Annotated in this window: 21 protein-coding genes, 2 rRNA genes and 1 pseudogene (1 of these 24 running past the window's edge); 23 read left to right on the top strand and 1 reads right to left on the bottom strand. The window is 49.7% G+C overall.

Going from position 1 to position 20581, the window contains the following annotated elements; genetic code table 11:
* From AC13H5_RS15145 to rsmI, 11 genes are all read left to right on the top strand, one after another.
* Positions 1 to 1950 (top strand): 23S ribosomal RNA (locus tag AC13H5_RS15145); it begins 964 nt to the left of the window's first position.
* Between the two features lie 96 nt (positions 1951 to 2046).
* Positions 2047 to 2162 (top strand): 5S ribosomal RNA (gene rrf / locus AC13H5_RS15140).
* Between the two features lie 85 nt (positions 2163 to 2247).
* Positions 2248 to 3669, top strand: coding sequence for an aminotransferase class I/II-fold pyridoxal phosphate-dependent enzyme (locus AC13H5_RS15135; protein WP_233005511.1), 1422 nt, complete (start codon positions 2248 to 2250; stop codon positions 3667 to 3669).
* 2 nt (positions 3670 to 3671) lie between these two features.
* A complete protein-coding gene (tmk, locus tag AC13H5_RS15130; protein WP_034781763.1) occupies positions 3672 to 4310 on the top strand; it encodes a dTMP kinase in 639 nt (212 codons plus the stop codon).
* On the top strand, positions 4310 to 4639 hold the full coding sequence (locus tag AC13H5_RS15125; protein ID WP_029594397.1) for a cyclic-di-AMP receptor: 330 nt from the start codon (positions 4310 to 4312) through the stop codon (positions 4637 to 4639). Before tmk ends, AC13H5_RS15125 begins: the two co-directional genes overlap by 1 nt.
* On the top strand, positions 4639 to 5649 hold the full coding sequence (locus tag AC13H5_RS15120) for a DNA polymerase III subunit delta' (RefSeq protein ID WP_371816472.1): 1011 nt from the start codon (positions 4639 to 4641) through the stop codon (positions 5647 to 5649). The genes AC13H5_RS15125 and AC13H5_RS15120 overlap by 1 nt, the downstream gene beginning before the upstream one ends.
* Before the next feature lie 6 nt (positions 5650 to 5655).
* Positions 5656 to 6486, top strand: a complete 831-nt coding sequence (locus tag AC13H5_RS15115; protein WP_034781766.1) for a PSP1 domain-containing protein — start codon at positions 5656 to 5658, stop codon at positions 6484 to 6486.
* Between the two features lie 23 nt (positions 6487 to 6509).
* Positions 6510 to 6845: a DNA replication initiation control protein YabA gene (gene yabA / locus AC13H5_RS15110; protein ID WP_034781768.1), complete on the top strand. Its 336-nt coding sequence runs from the start codon at positions 6510 to 6512 to the stop codon at positions 6843 to 6845.
* A 65-nt stretch (positions 6846 to 6910) separates the two neighbouring features.
* Positions 6911 to 7645 (top strand): tRNA1(Val) (adenine(37)-N6)-methyltransferase, encoded by a 735-nt coding sequence (locus AC13H5_RS15105; protein WP_034781771.1) that lies wholly within the window; start codon positions 6911 to 6913, stop codon positions 7643 to 7645.
* On the top strand, positions 7638 to 7916 hold the full coding sequence (locus AC13H5_RS15100) for a GIY-YIG nuclease family protein (protein ID WP_034781773.1): 279 nt from the start codon (positions 7638 to 7640) through the stop codon (positions 7914 to 7916). The genes AC13H5_RS15105 and AC13H5_RS15100 overlap by 8 nt, the downstream gene beginning before the upstream one ends.
* Complete coding sequence (gene rsmI, locus AC13H5_RS15095) at positions 7888 to 8757, top strand: 16S rRNA (cytidine(1402)-2'-O)-methyltransferase (protein ID WP_214709874.1); 870 nt, start codon at positions 7888 to 7890, stop codon at positions 8755 to 8757. Before AC13H5_RS15100 ends, rsmI begins: the two co-directional genes overlap by 29 nt.
* A gap of 16 nt (positions 8758 to 8773) precedes the next feature.
* Here the strand turns inward: rsmI and AC13H5_RS15090 are convergent, their stop codons facing one another.
* Positions 8774 to 9067, bottom strand: a complete 294-nt coding sequence (locus tag AC13H5_RS15090) for an AbrB/MazE/SpoVT family DNA-binding domain-containing protein (protein WP_012727742.1) — start codon at positions 9065 to 9067, stop codon at positions 8774 to 8776.
* Between the two features lie 329 nt (positions 9068 to 9396).
* On the opposite strand from AC13H5_RS15090, the gene metG reads away from it, so the two are divergent.
* The 12 genes and pseudogenes from metG to pth all read left to right on the top strand — a co-directional run bounded on the left by metG (position 9397) and on the right by pth (position 20559).
* Positions 9397 to 11358, top strand: a complete 1962-nt coding sequence (metG, locus tag AC13H5_RS15085) for a methionine--tRNA ligase (protein WP_034781779.1) — start codon at positions 9397 to 9399, stop codon at positions 11356 to 11358.
* Between the two features lie 53 nt (positions 11359 to 11411).
* Complete coding sequence (locus tag AC13H5_RS15080) at positions 11412 to 12179, top strand: TatD family hydrolase (RefSeq protein ID WP_034781781.1); 768 nt, start codon at positions 11412 to 11414, stop codon at positions 12177 to 12179.
* 17 nt (positions 12180 to 12196) lie between these two features.
* The gene (locus AC13H5_RS15075; RefSeq protein WP_483546106.1) at positions 12197 to 13483 is read left to right on the top strand and encodes a ubiquitin-like domain-containing protein; all 1287 of its coding nucleotides are present in this window, start codon (positions 12197 to 12199) and stop codon (positions 13481 to 13483) included.
* A complete protein-coding gene (gene rnmV / locus AC13H5_RS15070) occupies positions 13476 to 14036 on the top strand; it encodes a ribonuclease M5 (protein ID WP_034781784.1) in 561 nt (186 codons plus the stop codon). The genes AC13H5_RS15075 and rnmV overlap by 8 nt, the downstream gene beginning before the upstream one ends.
* On the top strand, positions 14033 to 14911 hold the full coding sequence (rsmA, locus tag AC13H5_RS15065) for a 16S rRNA (adenine(1518)-N(6)/adenine(1519)-N(6))-dimethyltransferase RsmA (protein WP_214755102.1): 879 nt from the start codon (positions 14033 to 14035) through the stop codon (positions 14909 to 14911). The genes rnmV and rsmA overlap by 4 nt, the downstream gene beginning before the upstream one ends.
* A gap of 75 nt (positions 14912 to 14986) precedes the next feature.
* Positions 14987 to 15106, top strand: a pseudogene (locus AC13H5_RS15060) (Veg family protein); the annotation flags it as partial.
* A 100-nt stretch (positions 15107 to 15206) separates the two neighbouring features.
* The gene (gene ispE / locus AC13H5_RS15055) at positions 15207 to 16070 is read left to right on the top strand and encodes a 4-(cytidine 5'-diphospho)-2-C-methyl-D-erythritol kinase (RefSeq protein ID WP_214755100.1); all 864 of its coding nucleotides are present in this window, start codon (positions 15207 to 15209) and stop codon (positions 16068 to 16070) included.
* Between the two features lie 73 nt (positions 16071 to 16143).
* The gene (gene purR / locus AC13H5_RS15050) at positions 16144 to 16968 is read left to right on the top strand and encodes a pur operon repressor (protein WP_114165389.1); all 825 of its coding nucleotides are present in this window, start codon (positions 16144 to 16146) and stop codon (positions 16966 to 16968) included.
* A 135-nt stretch (positions 16969 to 17103) separates the two neighbouring features.
* Entirely contained in the window at positions 17104 to 17403 is a 300-nt protein-coding gene (gene spoVG / locus AC13H5_RS15045) for a septation regulator SpoVG (protein ID WP_034781793.1), read from the top strand.
* A gap of 185 nt (positions 17404 to 17588) precedes the next feature.
* Positions 17589 to 18944 carry a bifunctional UDP-N-acetylglucosamine diphosphorylase/glucosamine-1-phosphate N-acetyltransferase GlmU gene (gene glmU / locus AC13H5_RS15040; RefSeq protein WP_483546105.1) on the top strand — a complete coding sequence of 452 codons (1356 nt, stop codon included), beginning with the start codon at positions 17589 to 17591 and terminating at the stop codon, positions 18942 to 18944.
* Between the two features lie 45 nt (positions 18945 to 18989).
* Positions 18990 to 19946: a ribose-phosphate diphosphokinase gene (locus tag AC13H5_RS15035; RefSeq protein ID WP_021065746.1), complete on the top strand. Its 957-nt coding sequence runs from the start codon at positions 18990 to 18992 to the stop codon at positions 19944 to 19946.
* Between the two features lie 55 nt (positions 19947 to 20001).
* Positions 20002 to 20559, top strand: coding sequence for an aminoacyl-tRNA hydrolase (gene pth, locus AC13H5_RS15030; protein ID WP_034781796.1), 558 nt, complete (start codon positions 20002 to 20004; stop codon positions 20557 to 20559).
* Positions 20560 to 20581: the final 22 nt, after the last annotated feature.

The raw sequence follows: 20581 nt of genomic DNA, 5'->3' as shown, positions 1-20581 counted from the left end.
ATGCCGGCAACTTGTACTCGGGAGTCAGACTGCGAGTGATAAGATCCGTAGTCGAAAGGGAAACAGCCCAGACCATCAGCTAAGGTCCCCAAGTGTATGTTAAGTGGAAAAGGATGTGGCGTTGCACAGACAACTAGGATGTTGGCTTAGAAGCAGCCATCATTCAAAGAGTGCGTAATAGCTCACTAGTCGAGTGACGCCGCGCCGAAAATGTAACGGGGCTAAACATACCACCGAAGCTATGGATCCCGTAAGGGATGGTAGGGGAGCGTTCCAAGCAGCAGTGAAGCGGTATCGTGAGGAGCCGTGGAGCGCTTGGAAGTGAGAATGCCGGTGTGAGTAGCGAAAAGAGGGGTGAGAATCCCCTCCGTCGAAAGCCCAAGGTTTCCTGAGGAAGGCTCGTCCGCTCAGGGTTAGTCTGGACCTAAGCCGAGGCCGAAAGGCGTAGGCGATGGACAACAGGTTGATATTCCTGTACCGCCGTACCACCGTTTGAACGATGGGGGGACGCAGAAGGATAAGGTAACCGTGCGACTGGAAGTGCACGGACAAGCAGCGAGGCCGTCGGGTTGGCAAATCCGCCCGACACACAAGGCTGAGCTGTGATGTGGAGCCCGTAGGGCGAAGTACCGGATTTCACGCTGCCAAGAAAAGCCTCTAGTAAGGAGGTCGGCGCCAGTACCGTAAACCGACACAGGTAGGCGAGATGAGAATTCTAAGACGCGCGGGATAACTCTCGTTAAGGAACTCGGCAAAATGGTCCCGTAACTTCGGGAGAAGGGACGCTTATGGCAACATAAGCCGCAGTGAATAGGCCCAAACGACTGTTTAGCAAAAACACAGGTCTCTGCTAAATCGCAAGATGAAGTATAGGGGCTGACGCCTGCCCGGTGCTGGAAGGTTAAGGGGATGTGTCATCGCAAGAGAAGCACTGAACCGAAGCCCCAGTAAACGGCGGCCGTAACTATAACGGTCCTAAGGTAGCGAAATTCCTTGTCGGGTAAGTTCCGACCCGCACGAAAGGCGTAACGATTTGGGCACTGTCTCAACGAGAGACCCGGTGAAATCATAGTACCTGTGAAGATGCAGGTTACCCGCGACAGGACGGAAAGACCCCATGGAGCTTTACTACAGCCTGATATTGAGGCTTTGTACGCGATGTACAGGATAGGTGGGAGTTTGTGAAGCCGGAGCGCCAGCTTCGGTGGAGACACCCTTGGGATACCACCCTTTGCGTATAGAGTCTCTAACTCGCAGCCGTGATCCGGCTGGAGGACCGTGTCAGGTGGGTAGTTTGACTGGGGCGGTCGCCTCCTAAACAGTAACGGAGGCGCCCAAAGGTTCCCTCAGAATGGTTGGAAATCATTCGAAGAGTGCAAAGGCAGAAGGGAGCTTGACTGCGAGACCTACAAGTCGAGCAGGGACGAAAGTCGGGCTTAGTGATCCGGTGGTTCCGCATGGAAGGGCCATCGCTCAACGGATAAAAGCTACCCTGGGGATAACAGGCTGATCTCCCCCAAGAGTCCACATCGACGGGGAGGTTTGGCACCTCGATGTCGGCTCATCGCATCCTGGGGCTGGAGTAGGTCCCAAGGGTTGGGCTGTTCGCCCATTAAAGCGGTACGCGAGCTGGGTTCAGAACGTCGTGAGACAGTTCGGTCCCTATCCGTCGTGGGCGCAGGAAATTTGAGGAGAGCTGTCCTTAGTACGAGAGGACCGGGATGGACGCACCGCTGGTGTACCAGTTGTTCCGCCAGGAGCATCGCTGGGTAGCTACGTGCGGACGGGATAAGTGCTGAAAGCATCTAAGCATGAAGCCCCCTCCGAGATGAGATTTCCCTTTGAGCAATCAAGAAAGACCCCTCAGAGACGATGAGGTAGATAGGTCATGGGTGGAAGCACGGCGACGTGTGGAGCTGAATGATACTAATCGGTCGAGGCTTTGATCTAGTCTAACGGTTTGAGTGAATTGATGAGTCTTCAGTTTTCAGGGAACAACCCTGAAATGGATTGACACGCCCTTGAGGCGATGTTAATATTCTTTTGTCTGGTGGCGATAGCGAAGCGGCCACACCCGTTCCCATGCCGAACACGGAAGTTAAGCGCTTCAGCGCCGAAAGTAGTTGGGGGTCTCCCCCTGTGAGGATAGGACGTTGCCAGGCCAACGCGAAAGACGATCAAGCATCCGCTTGGTCGTCTCTTTTTGTATATATATGTCGTATTTAATTCGGATGGGAAGGTGTCTAAATGACTCGAAAACCTAAACATAATCCTTTTACATTTATGGAGACGCTTGAGCAACATGTGCGAGAAGGACGGGTTTCTTTTCATGTACCTGGCCATCACAATGGAACGGTGAGAGATGAAAAGCTTCCGACGGCCTTCCAAAAAATTATGCCATATGACTTAACAGAGCTTGGTCACTTGGATGATTTACACCATGCGGAAGGTATTATTTTAGAAGGTGAAAAGGCATTAGGATCCCTTTACCAGAGTAAAAGCAAATGGTTGGTAAATGGCTCTACTGCAGGGAATTGGAGTCTATTAGCAGCAACCGTAAAGCGTGGAGAACGAGTGTATGTACAACGTAATTCCCACAAATCGGTTTGGAACGCCATTGAGTGGCTTGGTCTAGAACCGATTTTACTCACACCGGAATTAGACAGAGGAAGTAGTTTGCCTACTGTCATTTCACTAGAAACAATTCAGGATGCTGTCTTGCAGTATCCAGGAGGAAAAGCGCTTCTCCTAACGTCTCCCACTTATTACGGAGACATGGCAAACATTCAGCAAATCAGTGCTTACTTGCGTCCGTTAAATATTCCCCTATTAGTAGATGAAGCACACGGCGCTCATTTGATTCATCCTACATTTCCAAAGCGATCAGCTATCTTCGAGGGGGCTAGCGCAGTCGTACAATCAGCCCACAAAACATTGCCCGCTCTCACGATGGGGGCATGGATTCACTATAAAGAAGAAATCGATGAAAAGCGTCTCTTTCATGCGCTTTCATCTTTCCAAACATCTAGCCCATCTTACTTGATTATGGCCTCGCTTGATTACGCCCGAGAGTACCTCGAAAACTTGAGTGACCGAGATTGGACTCATATTCAAACGAGTCATTTTTCATTCATCATGGAAATGAGACGTGCTGGGTTTTCAATCAAAGTGGGCGATGACTTCACCAAGATGACTGTGTTAACATACCCTAAAAATGGTCTGATCTTTAGCCAGCATTTAGCGTCAATCGGTATTGACGTGGAACTGGCTGCAGAAGATCACGTGTTATTCTGCTTGCCGTTAAGGGAATTAAAAAGCCAAGAGATTCAACATTGGGTCAAACTGATTAAAAATGCATCGCAGCACGTCCCGCTCATTGTTGAAGATGAGACAATCTATCCTTACCCGATGACTGAACGCGTTTCGTTGTTGCGTTCTATATCGGACGACGCTGATATTGAACGTCTACCGTTTGAGCAAGCGATTGGTTCTGTTGCGGCAGAGACCGTTATTCCGTATCCGCCTGGGATTCCTTGGATTCTAAGAGGAGAAGTCATCACAGACGAGAAAATCCGAGTTTTGAATGAATGGATTTCATTAGGACGGAACCTGCAGGCAAGTAGACATGTTATGATGAAACAAATTGATGTTATCGTAGAGGAGTTTTAAGCGTGAAAGGTATGTTTATTACTGTGGAAGGACCAGATGGTTCTGGGAAAACAACACAGCTACAATTGTTAGTTCAGTCATTGACTGAACAAGGGTATGAAGTGGTCGTCACCCGAGAGCCAGGGGGAACGAAGGTCGGAAACAGTATTCGAGAAGTCTTGCTCTCGCCAGAACATGATGAGATGACGCCTCGAGTCGAAATGATGCTCTATGCCGCATCCCGAGCTCAAAACATTGATCAAGTGATTCGACCGGCTCTCCACCGTGGAGCAGTTGTCGTATGTGATCGATTTGTGGATGCCTCGATTGCGTATCAAGGCTATGGGCTCCAATATGATTTGTCACAAATTTTGTCGTTAAACGACTGGGCGACTGCTGGGATCAAACCAGATTTGACGTTTCTCTTTGACTTGACCCCGGATCAAGCGAGCCATCGCATGAAAGATAGAGGCCAATTAGATCGAATCGAGAGCCGTGATGAGTCTTTCCATCAACGCGTATACGAAGGATTTCAAATATTATTAGAGCAACATCCAGAACGAATGGTACGTATTGATGCGAACGCCTCGATTGAAACCATTCAGGATGAAGTGTTAGATATTACGTTAGAACGATTAAAAGAAAGAGGAGTGATGCAATGATGAAGATGGTAATCGCGATTGTACATGATAAGGACAGTGCCCGCTTATCAGATGCTTTGATTGAAGAGGACTTCCGTGCAACGAAATTAGCCACAACGGGAGGTTTTTTGAAAGAAGGAAACACCACGTTTATGATTGGTGTACCGAAAGAGCGGTTAGATGACCTACTTGCGTTAATCAAATCAAACTGCTCGAGCAGGGATCAAATGATTACGCCGATTTCACCGATGGGTGGACACGCTGATTCATACATTCCTTATCCTGTAGAAGTCCAAGTTGGCGGAGCGACTGTGTTTGTCTTGCCGATTGAAGGATTTCATCAGTTTTAATGGGGACGGTCACGAACATGAGTTTTCAGGAGTTATCAAAATCTCAAACGGTTATTGCGAAAGTGATTGAAAACTCGATCGTTGCTCAAAAGGTCGGTCATGCATATATCTTTTCAGGTGACTATGAACCGTACTTGATTGAAACGGCACAGTTGTTTGCGAAATCCCTTTTTTGCGAGTCGCCTGACGGGGTAGAACCCTGCGGTAACTGTCGAAACTGTAGACGAATGGATTCGGGAAACCTTGTCGACTACATGGAAGTCGAACCGGATGGAGCCAGCATTAAGAAAGAACAGGTGCAACAGTTATTGAGTGACTTGTCTTTACGTGGTGCAGAAGGTGACCGTCAAGTGTATGTGATTCACCAAGCCCATAAGATGACGCCACAAGCCGCCAACAGCCTATTGAAGTTCTTTGAAGAGCCAGGTGTAGGGAAACTAGCCATCTTGGTAACAACTCAGCCACAACTTCTCTTACCGACGATTCGTTCGCGAGCTCAGCATTTAGTATTCCGACCGATTGATCGAGAACGGCTTGTGGAAACGTTGGTCGCAGACGTGCAATGTACGAGCGATTTAGCGCGTCTTGCTTTAGAGACATATCCGAAATTCGAAGACGCGCGTGAGGCGCTTCACAACGACTGGTTTGTACAGGCGTATGGGCTAGTGGTACAATTAGTTGAAGTATTGACAAAACGCCCGCAAGAATTGCTTTTATTCGCCCAAGAAAAATGGCTCGGTCATTTTAAAGGGCGGAATGAACTGCGAGTCGGTCTCGAGCTGTTCGGAAATTGGTTGGAGCAAGCGCTCCACTTCAAAGTGCGAACAGACTATGTCCCGGAGTTGTTTACGAGAGAACAAGCGCTATATACCGCGTTTGTAAAAGATCGTCCGGTTCATAAAATCGTCCATGCTATTGAATCTGTCCATGAGGCGATTCGACGACTAGAGGCAAACGTCAATCCTCAATTAACGTTCGAACGGTTAACGTTCGATTTGCAGAAAGGATAGGAGAGCGTGCTTGAAGTAGTCGGAGTCCGTTTTAAAGAAGCGGGAAAAATCTATTACTTTTCACCAGGCGAAGCAACGCTTGAACGTGGGGACCATGTCATCGTAGAGACGGTACGAGGCATCGAGTACGGTGAAATCGTCCAAGTTGGTAAACAACTAGGTGAAGACGAAGTGGTTTTACCGCTAAAGACAATCCTTCGTGTCGCCGATCAAAAAGATGCCGAAATCGTACAAGATAATCGATTGGCCGCTTTTGACGCTCACGCCGTCTGTGAAGAAAAAATTCGTGAACATCGACTTGAGATGAAGTTAGTAGATGTTGAGTATACATTCGATCGTAATAAAGTCATCTTTTATTTCACGGCAGAAGGCCGTGTTGATTTCCGTGAGCTCGTTAAAGATTTAGCGAGTGTGTTTCGGACTCGAATCGAGCTTCGCCAAATCGGGGTTCGAGATGAAGCGAAACTGCTGAGCGGAATCGGACCTTGTGGCCGTGTGTTGTGTTGCTCCTCGTTCTTAGGGGAATTTGAACCGGTATCCATTAAGATGGCCAAGGATCAGAACCTATCCTTGAACCCGAACAAGATCTCCGGTGTATGCGGTCGTCTCATGTGCTGTCTAAAATACGAGAACGATACGTATGAAGAATTAAAGCGGGATTTGCCAGACGTCGGAAAACGAATCAAAATTCCAGAAGGTGACGGACGTGTCATCGGTCTCAACATCTTGGATCAATTGATTCAAGTCGAGTTGAATGATCGGACCCGTGTTGTGACGTATACAATCGACGAACTCGTCGAAGTCGGTGCAGTCAAACGAAAACCGTCGAAACAGTGATGGGGTGCTGAGCAGTGGAAAGAATGGATAAAAAGGAAGTCATGATGCGGGTCGATGCGATCGAGCAACAGATGCAATTGTTGACGGAGCATTTAGGGGTGCTCAAAGAGCAACTCGCCTATTTGCTCGAAGAAAACCAACACATGTATCTCGAGAACCATCATCTGCGCGAAAAAGTAGAACAACTCGCAGAAGTCGAGACACCTAACGGAGATCCTCAAATTGCCTTGTCTGGAAAAGGACAAAATAACTTGGCGGCGTTATACCAAGAAGGGTTTCATATCTGCAATTTGCACTATGGACAAGTCAGAAAAGACGGGGATTGTCTCTTCTGTATGTCAATGCTAAATAAACATTAATAAGGGGCGATAGACGGGTATATACTCGTCCGTCGCCTTTGTACGTTATGTAGGAGGGAAATGGCGTGACTGTAAAACAAGGTGAACGTCTTGATGATTTGTTAGGACGTCCCGGAAAAATCATTCAAAGTGATGATGTATTTTCGTTTTCATTGGATGCGGTGTTGCTGGCTGAATTTGTGTGGGTCCCGATTCAAAAAGGGAGACTCGTTGATTTATGCGCCGGTACGGGGGCTATTCCGCTCTTTTTATCGTATCGGACGAAAGGAACGGTGACAGGACTTGAAATCCAGCCCCGTCTCGTTGATATGGCGAATCGAAGCATTGCCGTTAACGATTTAAGTGACAGACTGCACATCCTTGAAGGCGATGTGAAACATGCGACCAGCGTACTAGGGCATGCTCGTTATGACGTTGTCACGTGCAACCCACCTTATTTTTTAGCAAACGAAACTTCGCTCCGTAATCAAAATGAACATCATACGATTGCACGTCATGAAGTGCTTTGCACGTTAGAAGACTGTATCCGCTCAGCCAGTCAACTCGTCAAACCGGGTGGGAAGGTAGCCTTCGTCCATCGACCGGAGCGATTACTCGATATTCTAACGCTCATGCGGGCGTATCGGATTGAACCGAAACGAATGCAACTCGTTTACCCGAAACAAGGCCGAGACGCAAATACACTTTTAATAGAGGGGTCGAAAGATGGAAAAGCAGGGCTCACAATCTTACCTCCGTTTGTCGTTTATGAGGAAGATGACACGTATACGAGCGACATGCGGGCCATCCTCGATGCGTAAGCACTTTGCCTATATTCTCGAGTGTAGCGATGGCACATACTATACCGGATATACGACGGATGTAGATAAGCGGATGGACGTGCACAACAGCGGTAAAGGTGCGAAATATACGCGAGCGCGTCTCCCGGTGACGTTACGATATGTCAGGTCGTTTGCGACCAAACGTGAAGCCATGCAGTACGAATGGTCCATTAAACAACTCACTCGGGCTCAAAAACAGCAATTGATGGAGGGAACGAGTAATGAACTCACAGAAAAGTTATCAGACTGATGGGCCCACGCTCTATGTTGTGCCGACGCCGATTGGAAATCTAGAAGACATGACGTATCGAGCGGTTCGAATTCTAGGAGAAGTCGATTTGATCGCGGCCGAAGACACACGCCAAACGATGAAGCTCTGTCGCCATTTCGGCATTGAGACGAAACTAGTCAGCTACCATGAGCACAATAAGCACGTGAGTGGCCCGCGCTTAATCGAAGATATCGAGGCCGGCAAATCAGTCGCCGTCGTCTCAGACGCGGGCATGCCGGGGATTTCGGACCCGGGGAGTGACCTCGTGCGGTTGGCCATTGAAGCGAAGCTCCCTGTCGTCGTGCTCCCTGGAGCGAACGCGGCGTTGACGGCTCTTGTCGCCTCTGGTCTTGCGACCGAGCGGTTTTTGTATTACGGATTCTTGCCACGTAAAAAGAAAGAGCGGCTCGATGTGTTATCTTCTTTGCAATATGAACCGGGCACCATCATTTTTTATGAAGCGCCACATCGGTTAAAAGAGATGCTGACCGGGATTCAGGACGCGTTCGGCAATCGGCAACTCGTTCTCGGACGAGAGTTGACGAAAACGTTTGAAGAGTTTTTACGCGGGACGGTAGAAGAAGCGCTTGTTTGGTGTGAAGGTGAGGTACGTGGTGAGTTCGTCGTCATGGTGGCTGGTTCGACGGAAATAGCACCGACACACGATTGGTGGGAGGCGTTATCGCCGCTCGAACACGTCGATCGTTATATCGAAGACGGATTGAAGCCGAACGCCGCTATCAAACAAGTTGCTAAAGAGCGCGGTTTATCACGTGGCGAGGTGTACGACGCCTATCATCAAGTCGACAAAAAAGAGTAAGCAAGGAATTCCTTGCTTACTCTTCGCTGTAGTAGTTTTCGAGCATGTTTTTCAACTCGACGAGAACGCGTTGTGCGCCTTCTGGTGAAAGGATCAATTTACCGTCAGCCAACTTGAAGTTGTCATCCGATACTTCGCCCGTCACTTGGCAAGTCATGTTCGGTTTGTATTTTTTCAACACGATTTGATCGTTGTCGACGTAGATTTCAAGAGCGTCTTTCTCAGCGATCCCGAGTGTGCGGCGCAATTCGATTGGAATGACGACACGACCGAGCTCATCAACTTTCCGTACGATACCTGTAGATTTCATTTTGTGTTTCCTCCTCCAATGGTGTCGAAATCTCTTGGTGACATGAGTCGTCAAAATTCGACAATGTTACTACAGCAAAAAGCATACTAAACTTTCCAATTGCAGTCAACTGCTTACTATTGGAAATCTACATTTTCGAAAATTGGCGATATGAGAACGATATATACCTAAAATTCCCCGAAAGTTAGGACATGAAACAAAGAAAGGGTTTTTTTGGAACATTTTTTATGAGGTAATAACAAAATAATTCCAAACAATTGGTTTGGAAATTCTTTTGTCGAACCGTGTATAATGGAAATTGCAAATGTCGAAAGGATGGAGAACATACAATGGCGAAGCCTACTTTTTATATTACGACTCCGATTTACTATCCGAGTGCCAAACTACACATCGGTCACGCCTATACGACGGTGGCTGGCGATGCTATCGCGCGTTATAAGCGTCTGAAAGGATTTGACGTCCGTTATTTGACGGGGACAGACGAGCACGGTCAAAAGATTCAGGAAAAAGCGAAAGAAGCTGGCGTGACGCCGCAAGCGTTTGTCGATGAAGTCGTTAAAGACATCAAGGTGTTATGGGACCGTCTTGAAATCTCGTACGATGATTATATTCGTACGACCGATGCCCGCCACAAGGCCGTCGTCGAGCACGTATTCGAGACGCTTCTGAAAAACGATGACATCTATCTCGGTGAATACGAAGGGTGGTATTCGATCCCTGATGAAACGTATTACACGGAGTCACAGCTCGTTGATGGGAAGAGCCCTGACAGCGGTCACCCGGTCGAGCTTGTACGCGAAGAGTGCTATTTCTTCCGTCTCAGCAAGTACGCCGATCGTTTAATCGAGTACTTCGAGTCGCACCCTGACTTCATCTTGCCAGAATCGCGCAAAACCGAGATGATCAACAACTTCTTGAAGCCGGGCCTCCAAGACTTGGCCGTCTCACGGACGACGTTTGACTGGGGTGTCCAAGTACCATCGAACCCGAAACACGTCGTGTACGTATGGGTCGATGCTCTCACGAATTACATCTCTGCCCTCGGCTATGGGTCGGACAACGACGAGTTGTTCAACCGCTATTGGCCAGCCGACGTGCACTTGGTCGGAAAAGAAATCGTCCGGTTCCATACGATTATTTGGCCGGCGTTGCTCATGGCGCTTGACCTTCCATTACCGAAACAAGTTTTCGCCCATGGTTGGTTGCTCATGAAAGACGGCAAAATGTCGAAATCGAAAGGCAATGTCGTCGATCCGATTCCACTCATCGATCGCTACGGACTCGACTCACTCCGCTACTATCTTCTTCGTGAAGTTCCATTTGGAGCGGACGGCACGTTCACACCGGAGGCGTTTGTAGATCGCTTGAATTTTGACCTTGCCAATGACCTCGGTAACCTGCTCAACCGGACCGTGGCCATGATTAAGAAGTATTTCGATGGCGAGATCCCTGCCTACGCGGGCAACGTGACGGAGTTCGATGCCTCGTTGCTTCAAGTTGTCAATGAGACGACAGAGAAGACGGAAGCGGCCATGGAACACATGGAGTTTTCCGTCGCGCTCACAAGCATTTGGCAACTCGTGAGCCGTGCCAATAAATATATCGATGAGACGCAACCGTGGGTCCTTGCGAAGGACGAAGCGAAGCGTGGTGAACTCGCATCCGTGATGACGCATCTGGCCGGCGTACTTCGCCATGTGGCGGTCATGATTCAACCGTTCATGACACGGGCACCAAAAGAAATGTTCCGCCAGCTCGGTCTTGAAGGAAAAGACATGTCATGGGAAGCGCTCGATACGTTTGCGGCCTTCGATGGAGCGGTCGTCACCGACGGGACACCGATTTTCCCACGTCGTGATGTAAAAGAAGAGATCGATGCAATTCAGGAAATGATGCGTCAAGCATCGAAAGCACGTGTCGAGGAAGCCGAAGTGGAGGCGAGCGATGCTGAGGATGAGGACGTCCGTCCAGAAATCACAATCGACGTCTTTGACCAAGTCGAGTTCCGTGTCGGTCAAATCGTCGAGGCCGATAAAATCAAGAAGGCGAAGAAGCTGTTGAAGCTTCAAGTCGACCTTGGTAGCGAGACACGTCAAATCGTCTCAGGCATTGCCGAATGGTATGCGCCAGAAGACTTGGTCGGGAAGAAAGTCATCGTCGTCGCCAATTTGAAGCCGGTCAAACTACGTGGCGAGTTGTCACAAGGGATGATTTTAGCGGCTGATAAAGACGGCAAGCTTGAGCTTGCGACCGTATCTGAGAATATGCCGAACGGGGCCGTCGTCAAATAATCGTTTGGGGGAGACTTCGGTCTCCCTCTTTGTCTATATAAGGAGGAAGCACCATGTTGATTGATACGCATACCCATATCAATGCCGAGCAGTTCAATGAGGATGTCGAGGCGACGATCGAGCGGGCTCGTGCCGCGGGCGTTTCCCCGATGCTCGTCGTCGGATTCGATAACCCGACCATCACGCGGGCAATCGAGCTCGCGGAAACGTATGAGGATATCTATGCCATCGTTGGCTGGCATCCGGTTGATGCCGTCGATTGTACGGATGCTGATTTGAAGAGAATCGAGACGCTAATGGCTCATCCGAAAGTGATGGCGCTCGGGGAAATCGGTCTCGATTACCATTGGGACAAGTCGGAGAAAGATGTCCAACAACGCGTGTTCCGGCAACAGATCGCCATCGCGAAGCGGACGAACATGCCCATCGTGATTCATAATCGGGAAGCGACAGCCGACGTGCTCGATATTTTAGAGGAAGAACATGCCGAAGAGGTAGGCGGCGTGTTCCATAGTTACAGCATGTCCGTCGAACTGTTGGAGCGCTGTCTGCGCTTGAACTTCTATATCTCTCTCGGAGGACCAGTGACGTTCAAGAATGCGAAAGTACCGAAGGCGGTGGCGCAACAAGTCCCGCTCGATCGGCTCCTTGTCGAGACGGACTGCCCGTATTTAACGCCGACGCCGTTCCGTGGTAAACGGAACGAACCCGCTTACGTCACGTACGTCGCCGAAGAGATTGCATCGCTACGTGACATGTCCTACGACGCGCTCGCTGAAGCAACGACAGCCAATGCGAAGCGCCTATTCCGTCTCCCATGATGTTCAGGCGCATCATCTTGAGTATTGGTGTCGTAGCGACGGCAGTGTTCGCCTATATGGCGATGCAGCCTGAACCGATCACCATCGTCGACGACGGCGTGACAACCGTGCATGAAAGCCGCGGCGATTCGGTGCTAGAAGTGCTTAACGAGACCGGTATCGTGATCGACGAGGCGGATATTGTGACTCCCGCCTTAAGTGCCGACGTCCCGACGGATCGAGTGATTCATATCGAACGAGCTCGTACCGTGTCGCTTCAAATCGGCTATGGCCAGGTCGAGACGATCGAGACGCGTGAACGGACCGTCAAAGACGTGTTGCTTCGTTATGGAGTGAGTGTACGCGAAGGGGACGACGTGTACCCGGGCGTACGTGCACCGGTCACATCAGGGATGACGATTCGCTACCAGCCTGTCGTCGCCCTCGATGTCATCGTCGGGGACGAGGCGAAGACCTTGTATACGATGGCTCAAACTGTCGAACAGGCGTTACGGGAGGCGAATGTGACGGTTTCTGACCAAGATACGGTCGTCCCGGCTCTCACGACACCGGTACGGGATGGAATGACCATCAGCGTCAATGTGAGTCGAGACGTCGTACAATATGAGAGTCGTCTCATCCCGTTTGAAATCGTCATGGAAGAGGACGATACGCTCGAACTTGGAGAGACCGAAGTCGTGCAAGTCGGCATCCCGGGACTCGAACGGACGCGGTATGCACTGACAGTGGAAAATGGTACAATTACAAATCGGACCGAAACGAGCGTGGAAACGCTACAAAGCGTACGCCCTCAAATCATTAAACGTGGGACGAAAGTCGTGGCCGAACCGGAGATTGAACCGGCAACGAATCAAGAAACGACCGCCACGACCGAACCGTCGAGTCCGTTTCGAGACGAGGCGGAGATTAAGATTGAAGAGACACCTCGTGCCGAGGATGCGCTGGACTTCACTTCCGCGAAACAACTTCTCGTCGAAGCGACCGCGTATACGAACAATGCAGAAGACACGGTCACATTTGATGACAGGGTTCTGACCCGTAGTGGTTATGATGTGACGGATACGATTTTGTATGAAGGGATGCGAATCATTGCTGTCGACCCCGCTATTATTCCTCTTGGCACACGTGTGTACGTTGAAGGGTTTGGCATGGCGATTGCTTTAGATACAGGCAGTGCGATCAAAGGTCATAAAATTGACTTGATGATGGACACGAAAGAAGAAGCGGTAACGTTTGGGCGTCAGCCGCTCACGATTTGGGTTATCCCGAAGCAAGAAGAGAAAGAAGGAAACGATGATGCGTGAAAAAATACAAGAGGTGATTGTCGTCGAAGGTCGAGATGACACGACGCGGCTTCAAGAAGTATATGACGTCGATACGATTGAAACGAACGGATCTGCCGTCTCGAAACAGACGATCGAACGAATCAAACGCGCCCAAGAAACGCGCGGCGTTATCATTTTGACGGACCCAGACTACCCGGGTGACCGAATCCGGGCCATCGTCGAGGAGCAGGTTAAAGGATGTAAGCATGCCTATTTACCTCGGGCCGAAGCGAAAGATAAACGTGGCAAGATTGGGGTCGAGCATGCTTCACCGGCAACGATTCGCCGTGTACTCGAAGCGGTGTATGAACAGCGAGTTGAGACTGACATGCCGCTCGTCACCCGCCAGATGGTGCTCGAAGCCGATTTGATTGGCGGAGCGGACGCTGCGCGCCGTCGTAAACGGCTCGGCGTGTTACTCCGAATCGGTGAACCGAACGCCAAACAGTTTGTAAAGCGCGTGGAAGCGTTACGGGTCACGATTGAGGAATGGGAACGGGCACTGGCTCAGTTAGAGGAGGAAAATCATTGAAAGACATTGCAACAATCCAACGCACGAAATCAATTCTAGAACGTCACGGCTTCTCTTTCAAAAAGTCGCTTGGGCAGAACTTTTTAATTGATTTAAATATTTTGAACAAGATTGTGGATGCAGCTGAGTTGGGCGAAGCGAGCGGGGTTCTTGAAATCGGTCCCGGCATCGGGTCATTGACGGAACAGTCTGCCAAGCGGGCTAAAAAGGTCGTCGCCCTCGAAATCGACCAACGTCTGCTTCCGATTCTGGAAGATACGATGTCTCCTTATCCACATGTGCATGTCATCCACGGCGATGCCCTCGAGCTCGATATTCAAGACATCGTCGAGCGTGAGTTTTTCAGTCAAGGAATCGAAGACATCTCGGTTGTGGCGAACTTGCCGTATTATGTGACGACGCCGATTATCATGCGCTTACTGGAAAGCCAAATCAAGTTCCGTTCACTCGTCATGATGATTCAAAAAGAAGTTGCCGAGCGCATTGGAGCGAAGCCTGGGACGAAAGCATACGGCTCTCTCTCGATTGCGATCCAATATTACGCGGAGGCGAACGTGAGCTTTATTGTTCCAAAAAGCGTGTTCATGCCGGCCCCGAACGTCGATTCAGCGGTCATCACGTTGAAGATGCGTCCCAAACCGGCGGTCGACGTGAAAGATGAAGCCTTCTTCTTCGAGCTTGCCCGGGCCAGTTTCGCACAACGTCGAAAAACGATCTTAAATAACTTGACGAATCACCTCGGGAAAGACAAAAAAATGGAAATCGAACAGTTTTTAAGTGAAGCTGGAATCGATCCGAAACGGCGAGGCGAAACGCTTTCGCTTGAGGAGTTTGCACGGTTAGCTGACACAATTTTACCACTTAAAAACAGTTGACGACCGGATAACGAATCGATATAATATTAATCTTTATTTTTGTTTTTGAATGTGTTATACTTGTAACAGTGAGGTGAAGCGTATCCCGCGGTGTTCGTCGTCAAATTGGATGAAGACCATCATAACGTGGAACGTGTCTCATATAGCTACGCTGATGTCCTAACGGATACAGTTAAAATTGAATTCAGTAATTGAACGATAAATGAGGGGCGGATGCATTGGCAGCTGCTTCTTTTTTTGTGCGCTCGTTTACGGTACAATGGCGAACAGGAGATACATGGGAAGGGTGAACGATATGCGCACGATCAGTGTGAAAGCGCCGGCAAAAATCAACTTGACGCTCGATGTCCTTGGGAAGCGGACAGATGGCTATCATGAAGTGGAAATGATAATGACGACAGTAGACTTATCGGACCGGTTAGAATTGACTGTGCTCGATACAGATGAGATTCGGATTCAGTCCGAGCATGCCTACGTGCCGAACGACCATCGAAATTTGGCTTATCGTGCGGCTGAGCTGTTACGGAAGCGATTCAATATCAAACAGGGTGTCGAAATTGTATTAGATAAGCAAATCCCAGTGGCGGCAGGGTTAGCTGGCGGCTCGAGCGATGCGGCGGCGACACTTCGGGGTATGAACGAATTGTTCGACCTTGGCCTGTCGTTAGAAGAGTTGGCCGAACTCGGAGCCGCCGTCGGATCGGACGTATCGTTTTGTGTCATGGGAGGAACAGCCATCGCGCGCGGACGCGGCGAACAGCTGGAGACGATTCCGTCACCGCCGCCGTGCTACGTCGTATTGGCGAAGCCGAAAATCGGAGTGTCGACGGCTGACGTCTATCGTGCCGTGCAGATGGAGAAGATTGTGCATCCAAACACCGAGGCGATGGTCACGGCGATTCGGGATCGGGATTTTGATGGCATCTGTGTAAACTTAGGGAACGCCCTCGAGGCGGTCACGCTCGAACTTCATCCGGAAGTTCGCCAAATCAAAGAGACGATGCTGCACTGCGGAGCGGATGGTGTCCTCATGAGCGGCAGCGGTCCAACGGTATTCGCATTGATTGAGCACGAGCAAAAAGCACATCGTGTCTATAATGGACTGAAGGGATTTTGTCCTGAAGTGTTCGTCGTTCGGATTCTCGGCAAAAAACATTGAACAAAGACGAATGAGAATGATATATTCTGTTTAGAACATTCGTCTATTATTGAAGAAGTGAAGGGGAATCCGTATGAAAATTCGTAGAAGTGGTCGTCTTGTCGATATGACCCGTTATTTGCTGGACCATCCACACCAGCTCGTCTCATTATCGATGTTTTCGAGTCGTTATAAAGCAGCCAAATCATCCATCAGTGAAGATTTGGTCATCGTCAGTGAAATGCTTTCGCATGATGGCACGGGAAAACTCGTCACAGTGCCAGGGGCAGCCGGCGGTGTCATGTTCATTCCAGGCTGGAGCAAGGAAAAGTCGCTCTCGATGATCGACGGCCTATGTGAGCAATTGTCGAAACCGGAACGGTTGCTTCCGGGAGGCTATCTCTATTTGACAGATGTCCTCGGGAACCCGCGTCAAGTGAAGCCGATGGGGCAAGTCTTCGCCTCTGTGTTCGCCGATCGTAAAGTTGACGTCGTCATGACAATCGCGACAAAAGGGATTCCGCTCGCGTACGCTGTCGCCGAGCAACTTGGTGTCCCGTTCGTTATCGTTCGTTCTGACAGTCGTGTCACAGAAGGTTCGACGGTCAGCATCAACTACGTATCAGGCTCATCAAAGGCGATTCGCACGATGGCGCTCGCTCGTCGCAGCTTGCCGCGTGGCGCGAACGTCTTGTTGATTGACGATTTCATGAAAGCGGGCGGTACGATTCGCGGGATGATGAGTCTCTTGAATGAGTTCGAGGCGAACCTCGCGGGTGTCGGTGTCCTCATGGAAGCGGAAGGCGCCGAGAAGAAAATGGTAAGCGAATACGTCAGTTTGATGAAATTGACGAACGTCGATTCGGATGAAGGACTCGTCACCATTTCGCGAGGGAACGTCGAACAGTTCTTAAAGTGATTGGCAAAAATTTGATTTCGTTTTATGATGAAAGGGTATAAGATTCGTACGAAGTCAATCGGTTCGCTTGGAATCATCTCAACCTTTTAGAAGGTACACCACGGTCTAGACAACGATGAAAAGGGGATGCGAAACATGCAGATCACAGACGTAAAAATTCGCAAAGTCGCGACGGAAGGTAGAATGAAGGCACTGGCCTCCATTACACTCGACCATGAATTTGTGGTACACGATCTTCGAATCATTGAAGGGAGTACCGGTCTTTTCGTAGCGATGCCGAGCAAGCGGACGCCAGAAGGGATTTTCCGCGATATCGCTCACCCGATTAATGGAGATATGCGTCAAAAAGTCGAGGCGGCTGTTCTAGAGGCGTACGGCCAAGAGGACGTCGCTATTGCCGAGACGCAAGCACGATACAATGCCATGAATGAGTAATCTTTGACAGCGGATGGGGACCCTTCCGCTGCCTTTTTACGTTTCATTGGTTACGAATGGTTACAACGGTTGAAACCACGTCACGGTTTCGATATAGTAGATACGGTGTAAATAAGATTTGAATGTAGAAAAAAACCGAACAATTGAGTACATTACAGTCGATATGAGATAGGAGCGAATCAAGAATGGATCGTTTTGCAGTCATTTTGGCAGCAGGTAAAGGGACCCGTATGAAGTCGAAGCTATATAAAGTGCTTCATCCGGTCCTCGGAAAACCGATGGTCGAACACGTCGTCGATCAACTCGACAAAATCGGGGTCAGTCGTCAAATCGTCATCGTCGGCCATGGGGCTGAAGCGGTACAAGAGACGTTGGGCTCACGCGTGGAATATGCGGTCCAAGAAGAACAGCTCGGGACAGGTCATGCAGTGCAGATGGCAGAAAGCGAACTCGCGGGTAAACCGGGCGCAACGCTCGTCGTTTGCGGCGACACGCCACTGTTGACAGCGGAAACGCTCGAGGCGCTGTTGGCCCATCATGAAGCCCAGCAAGCGAAAATGACAGTACTGACAGCCATCGCTGACGATGCGACAGGATATGGTCGTGTCATCCGTGGGGAAGACGGAAACGTTACAAAAGTCGTCGAGCATAAAGATGCGTCTGACACTGAACTAGAAATCCGTGAAATCAACACAGGCACGTACGTGTTCGATAACGAGCTCTTGTTTGATGCATTGAAGCAAGTCGGGAACAACAACGCTCAAGGTGAGTACTACTTGCCGGACGTCATCTCGATTGCGAAAGAAGCAGGCGAAGTCGTGGCAGCACACACGGCGCCGACATTCGATGAAACGATCGGCGTCAACGACCGTGTCGCTCTTTCACAAGCTGAAGCGGTCATGCGCAAGCGGACGAACGAACGCCTCATGCGTGAAGGTGTCACATTCATGGATGCAGCTTCGACATACATCTCACCAGATGCCGTCATCGGTTCGGATACGATCATCTATCCAGGGACGGTCATTCTCGGGAAAACGATTATCGGTTCAGAGTGCGTGATTGGTCCGAATTCAGATATCCGCAATAGCGTCATCGAAGACGGTGCGACGGTTCGTCAATCGGTCGTGAGTGACAGCCGTGTCGGAACTGAAGCACAGGTCGGGCCGTTCGCCCACCTTCGTCAACAAGCAGTCCTCGGCGCGAATACGCGCGTCGGTAACTTCGTGGAAATCAAAAAATCAACGTTCGGAGACGGTGCGAAAGCATCACATCTCAGCTATATCGGAGATGCTTCGATCGGGGAACGCGTCAACCTCGGCTGTGGCTCGATCACGGTCAACTATGACGGCAAGAACAAGTTCGAAACGGTCGTCGAAGCCGATGCCTTCGTCGGCTGCAATGTGAACTTGATTGCTCCGGTGAAAGTCGGAAAAGGCTCAATCGTAGCAGCCGGTTCGACGATCACGGATGACGTTCCTGAAGAGGCGCTTGCGATTGCACGCGAACGCCAAACGAATAAAGAAGGTTACACGAAACGATAAGTTGCTGCCTATTATTATGGAAAACGATGGAGGAGAATCCTAAACATGTCTACTGTATATGAACGTGAAATTCGCCTATTTAGCTTAAACTCAAACCGCCCACTCGCCGAAGAGATTGCCAAGGAAATTGGCATCCCGCTCAGCGATTGCCAAGTGAAGCGGTTTAGCGACGGAGAACTTTACATCAACATCGAGGAGAGCGTGCGAGGCGATGATGTGTACATCATTCAATCGACGAGCTCACCGGTGAACGAAACGCTCATGGAGTTACTCGTCATGATCGATGCGTTGAAACGAGCATCGGTTCGGACGATTAATGTGGTCATGCCATACTATGGTTACGCTCGCCAAGACCGCAAGGCGCGCTCACGTGAGCCAATCACAGCGAAACTTGTCGCTGATTTATTGACGGTTGCAGGTGCCACGCGTTTAATCACGATGGACTTGCATGCTGCTCAAATCCAAGGTTTCTTCAATATCCCAGTAGACCAATTATTAGGTGTTCCACTCATCTCGACGTATTTTGAGACAGATGAATTTAAAGCGAAAGACATTGTCGTCGTCTCACCGGACCACGGTGGCGTCACGCGTGCCCGTAAGCTTGCCGAACGCTTGAAGGCTCCAATCGCCATCATCGACAAGCGTCGTCCTGAAGCGAACGTGGCTGAAGTCATGAACATCGTCGGCAGCGTTGAAGGCAAGACGGCCATTTTGATCGATGACATCATCGATACAGCTGGAACAATCACGCTCGCGGCCGATGCCATCGTCCAAGCTGGTGCAAAAGAAGTGTACGCCTCGTGTACACACCCAGTCTTATCTGGACCGGCGATGGAACGGATCGACAACTCGTCAATCAAAGAACTCGTCGTTTTGAACACGATCGATTTAGAAGGTCGCGAATGTTCGAGCAAAATCAAGCAGATGTCGGTTGCCCGTTTGCTTGGGGAAGCGATCATGCGTGTCCATGAGCACAAATCGGTGAGCACGCTGTTCGATTAAAAAAACGAGGCCCGAAGGCGTTCGCCTTTGGGCTTTTTTGTTCAGGAGGAATAAGATGAAATGTATCGTCGGCCTCGGGAATCCAGGCAAAAAGTATGAGATGACCCGTCACAACGTCGGTTTTTTAGCGATTGATCGCTTAGCTGACAAACATGGGATTCAACTTGATGAAGCCAAGTTTAAAGCATTGATCGGAACGGGAAGAATCAATGGAGAACGTGTCGTCCTCGTCAAACCGCTCACCTACATGAATCTATCAGGGGAGTCGGTACGTCCGATTTTAGATTATTATAAGATTGAGATTGATGACTTGCTCGTCATTTATGACGACTTGGACATGGTGCCAGGGAAACTGCGATTCCGTCCGAAAGGCAGTGCCGGTGGACATAACGGCATCAAGTCGCTGATTCAACACCTGGGAACCCAAGATTTCAAACGTCTGAAACTCGGCATCGGTCGTCCGCCGCATCCGATTAAAGTCGTCGATTGGGTGCTCATGAACTACCGGAAAGAAGATATGCCAGAATTGAATGATACGCTCGATCAAGCGGTGTCCGCCGCGACTGATTTTGTGGACACGGAATGGATCGCGCTCATGAATCGATATAACTAAAGGGTCAACGTACCCTTTTTTG

This window comes from Exiguobacterium sp. FD-YE-25-4, assembly GCF_057004685.1.
Note: the sequence above shows the minus strand (reverse complement) of the source record. Positions and strands in the feature narration are given on the sequence as shown.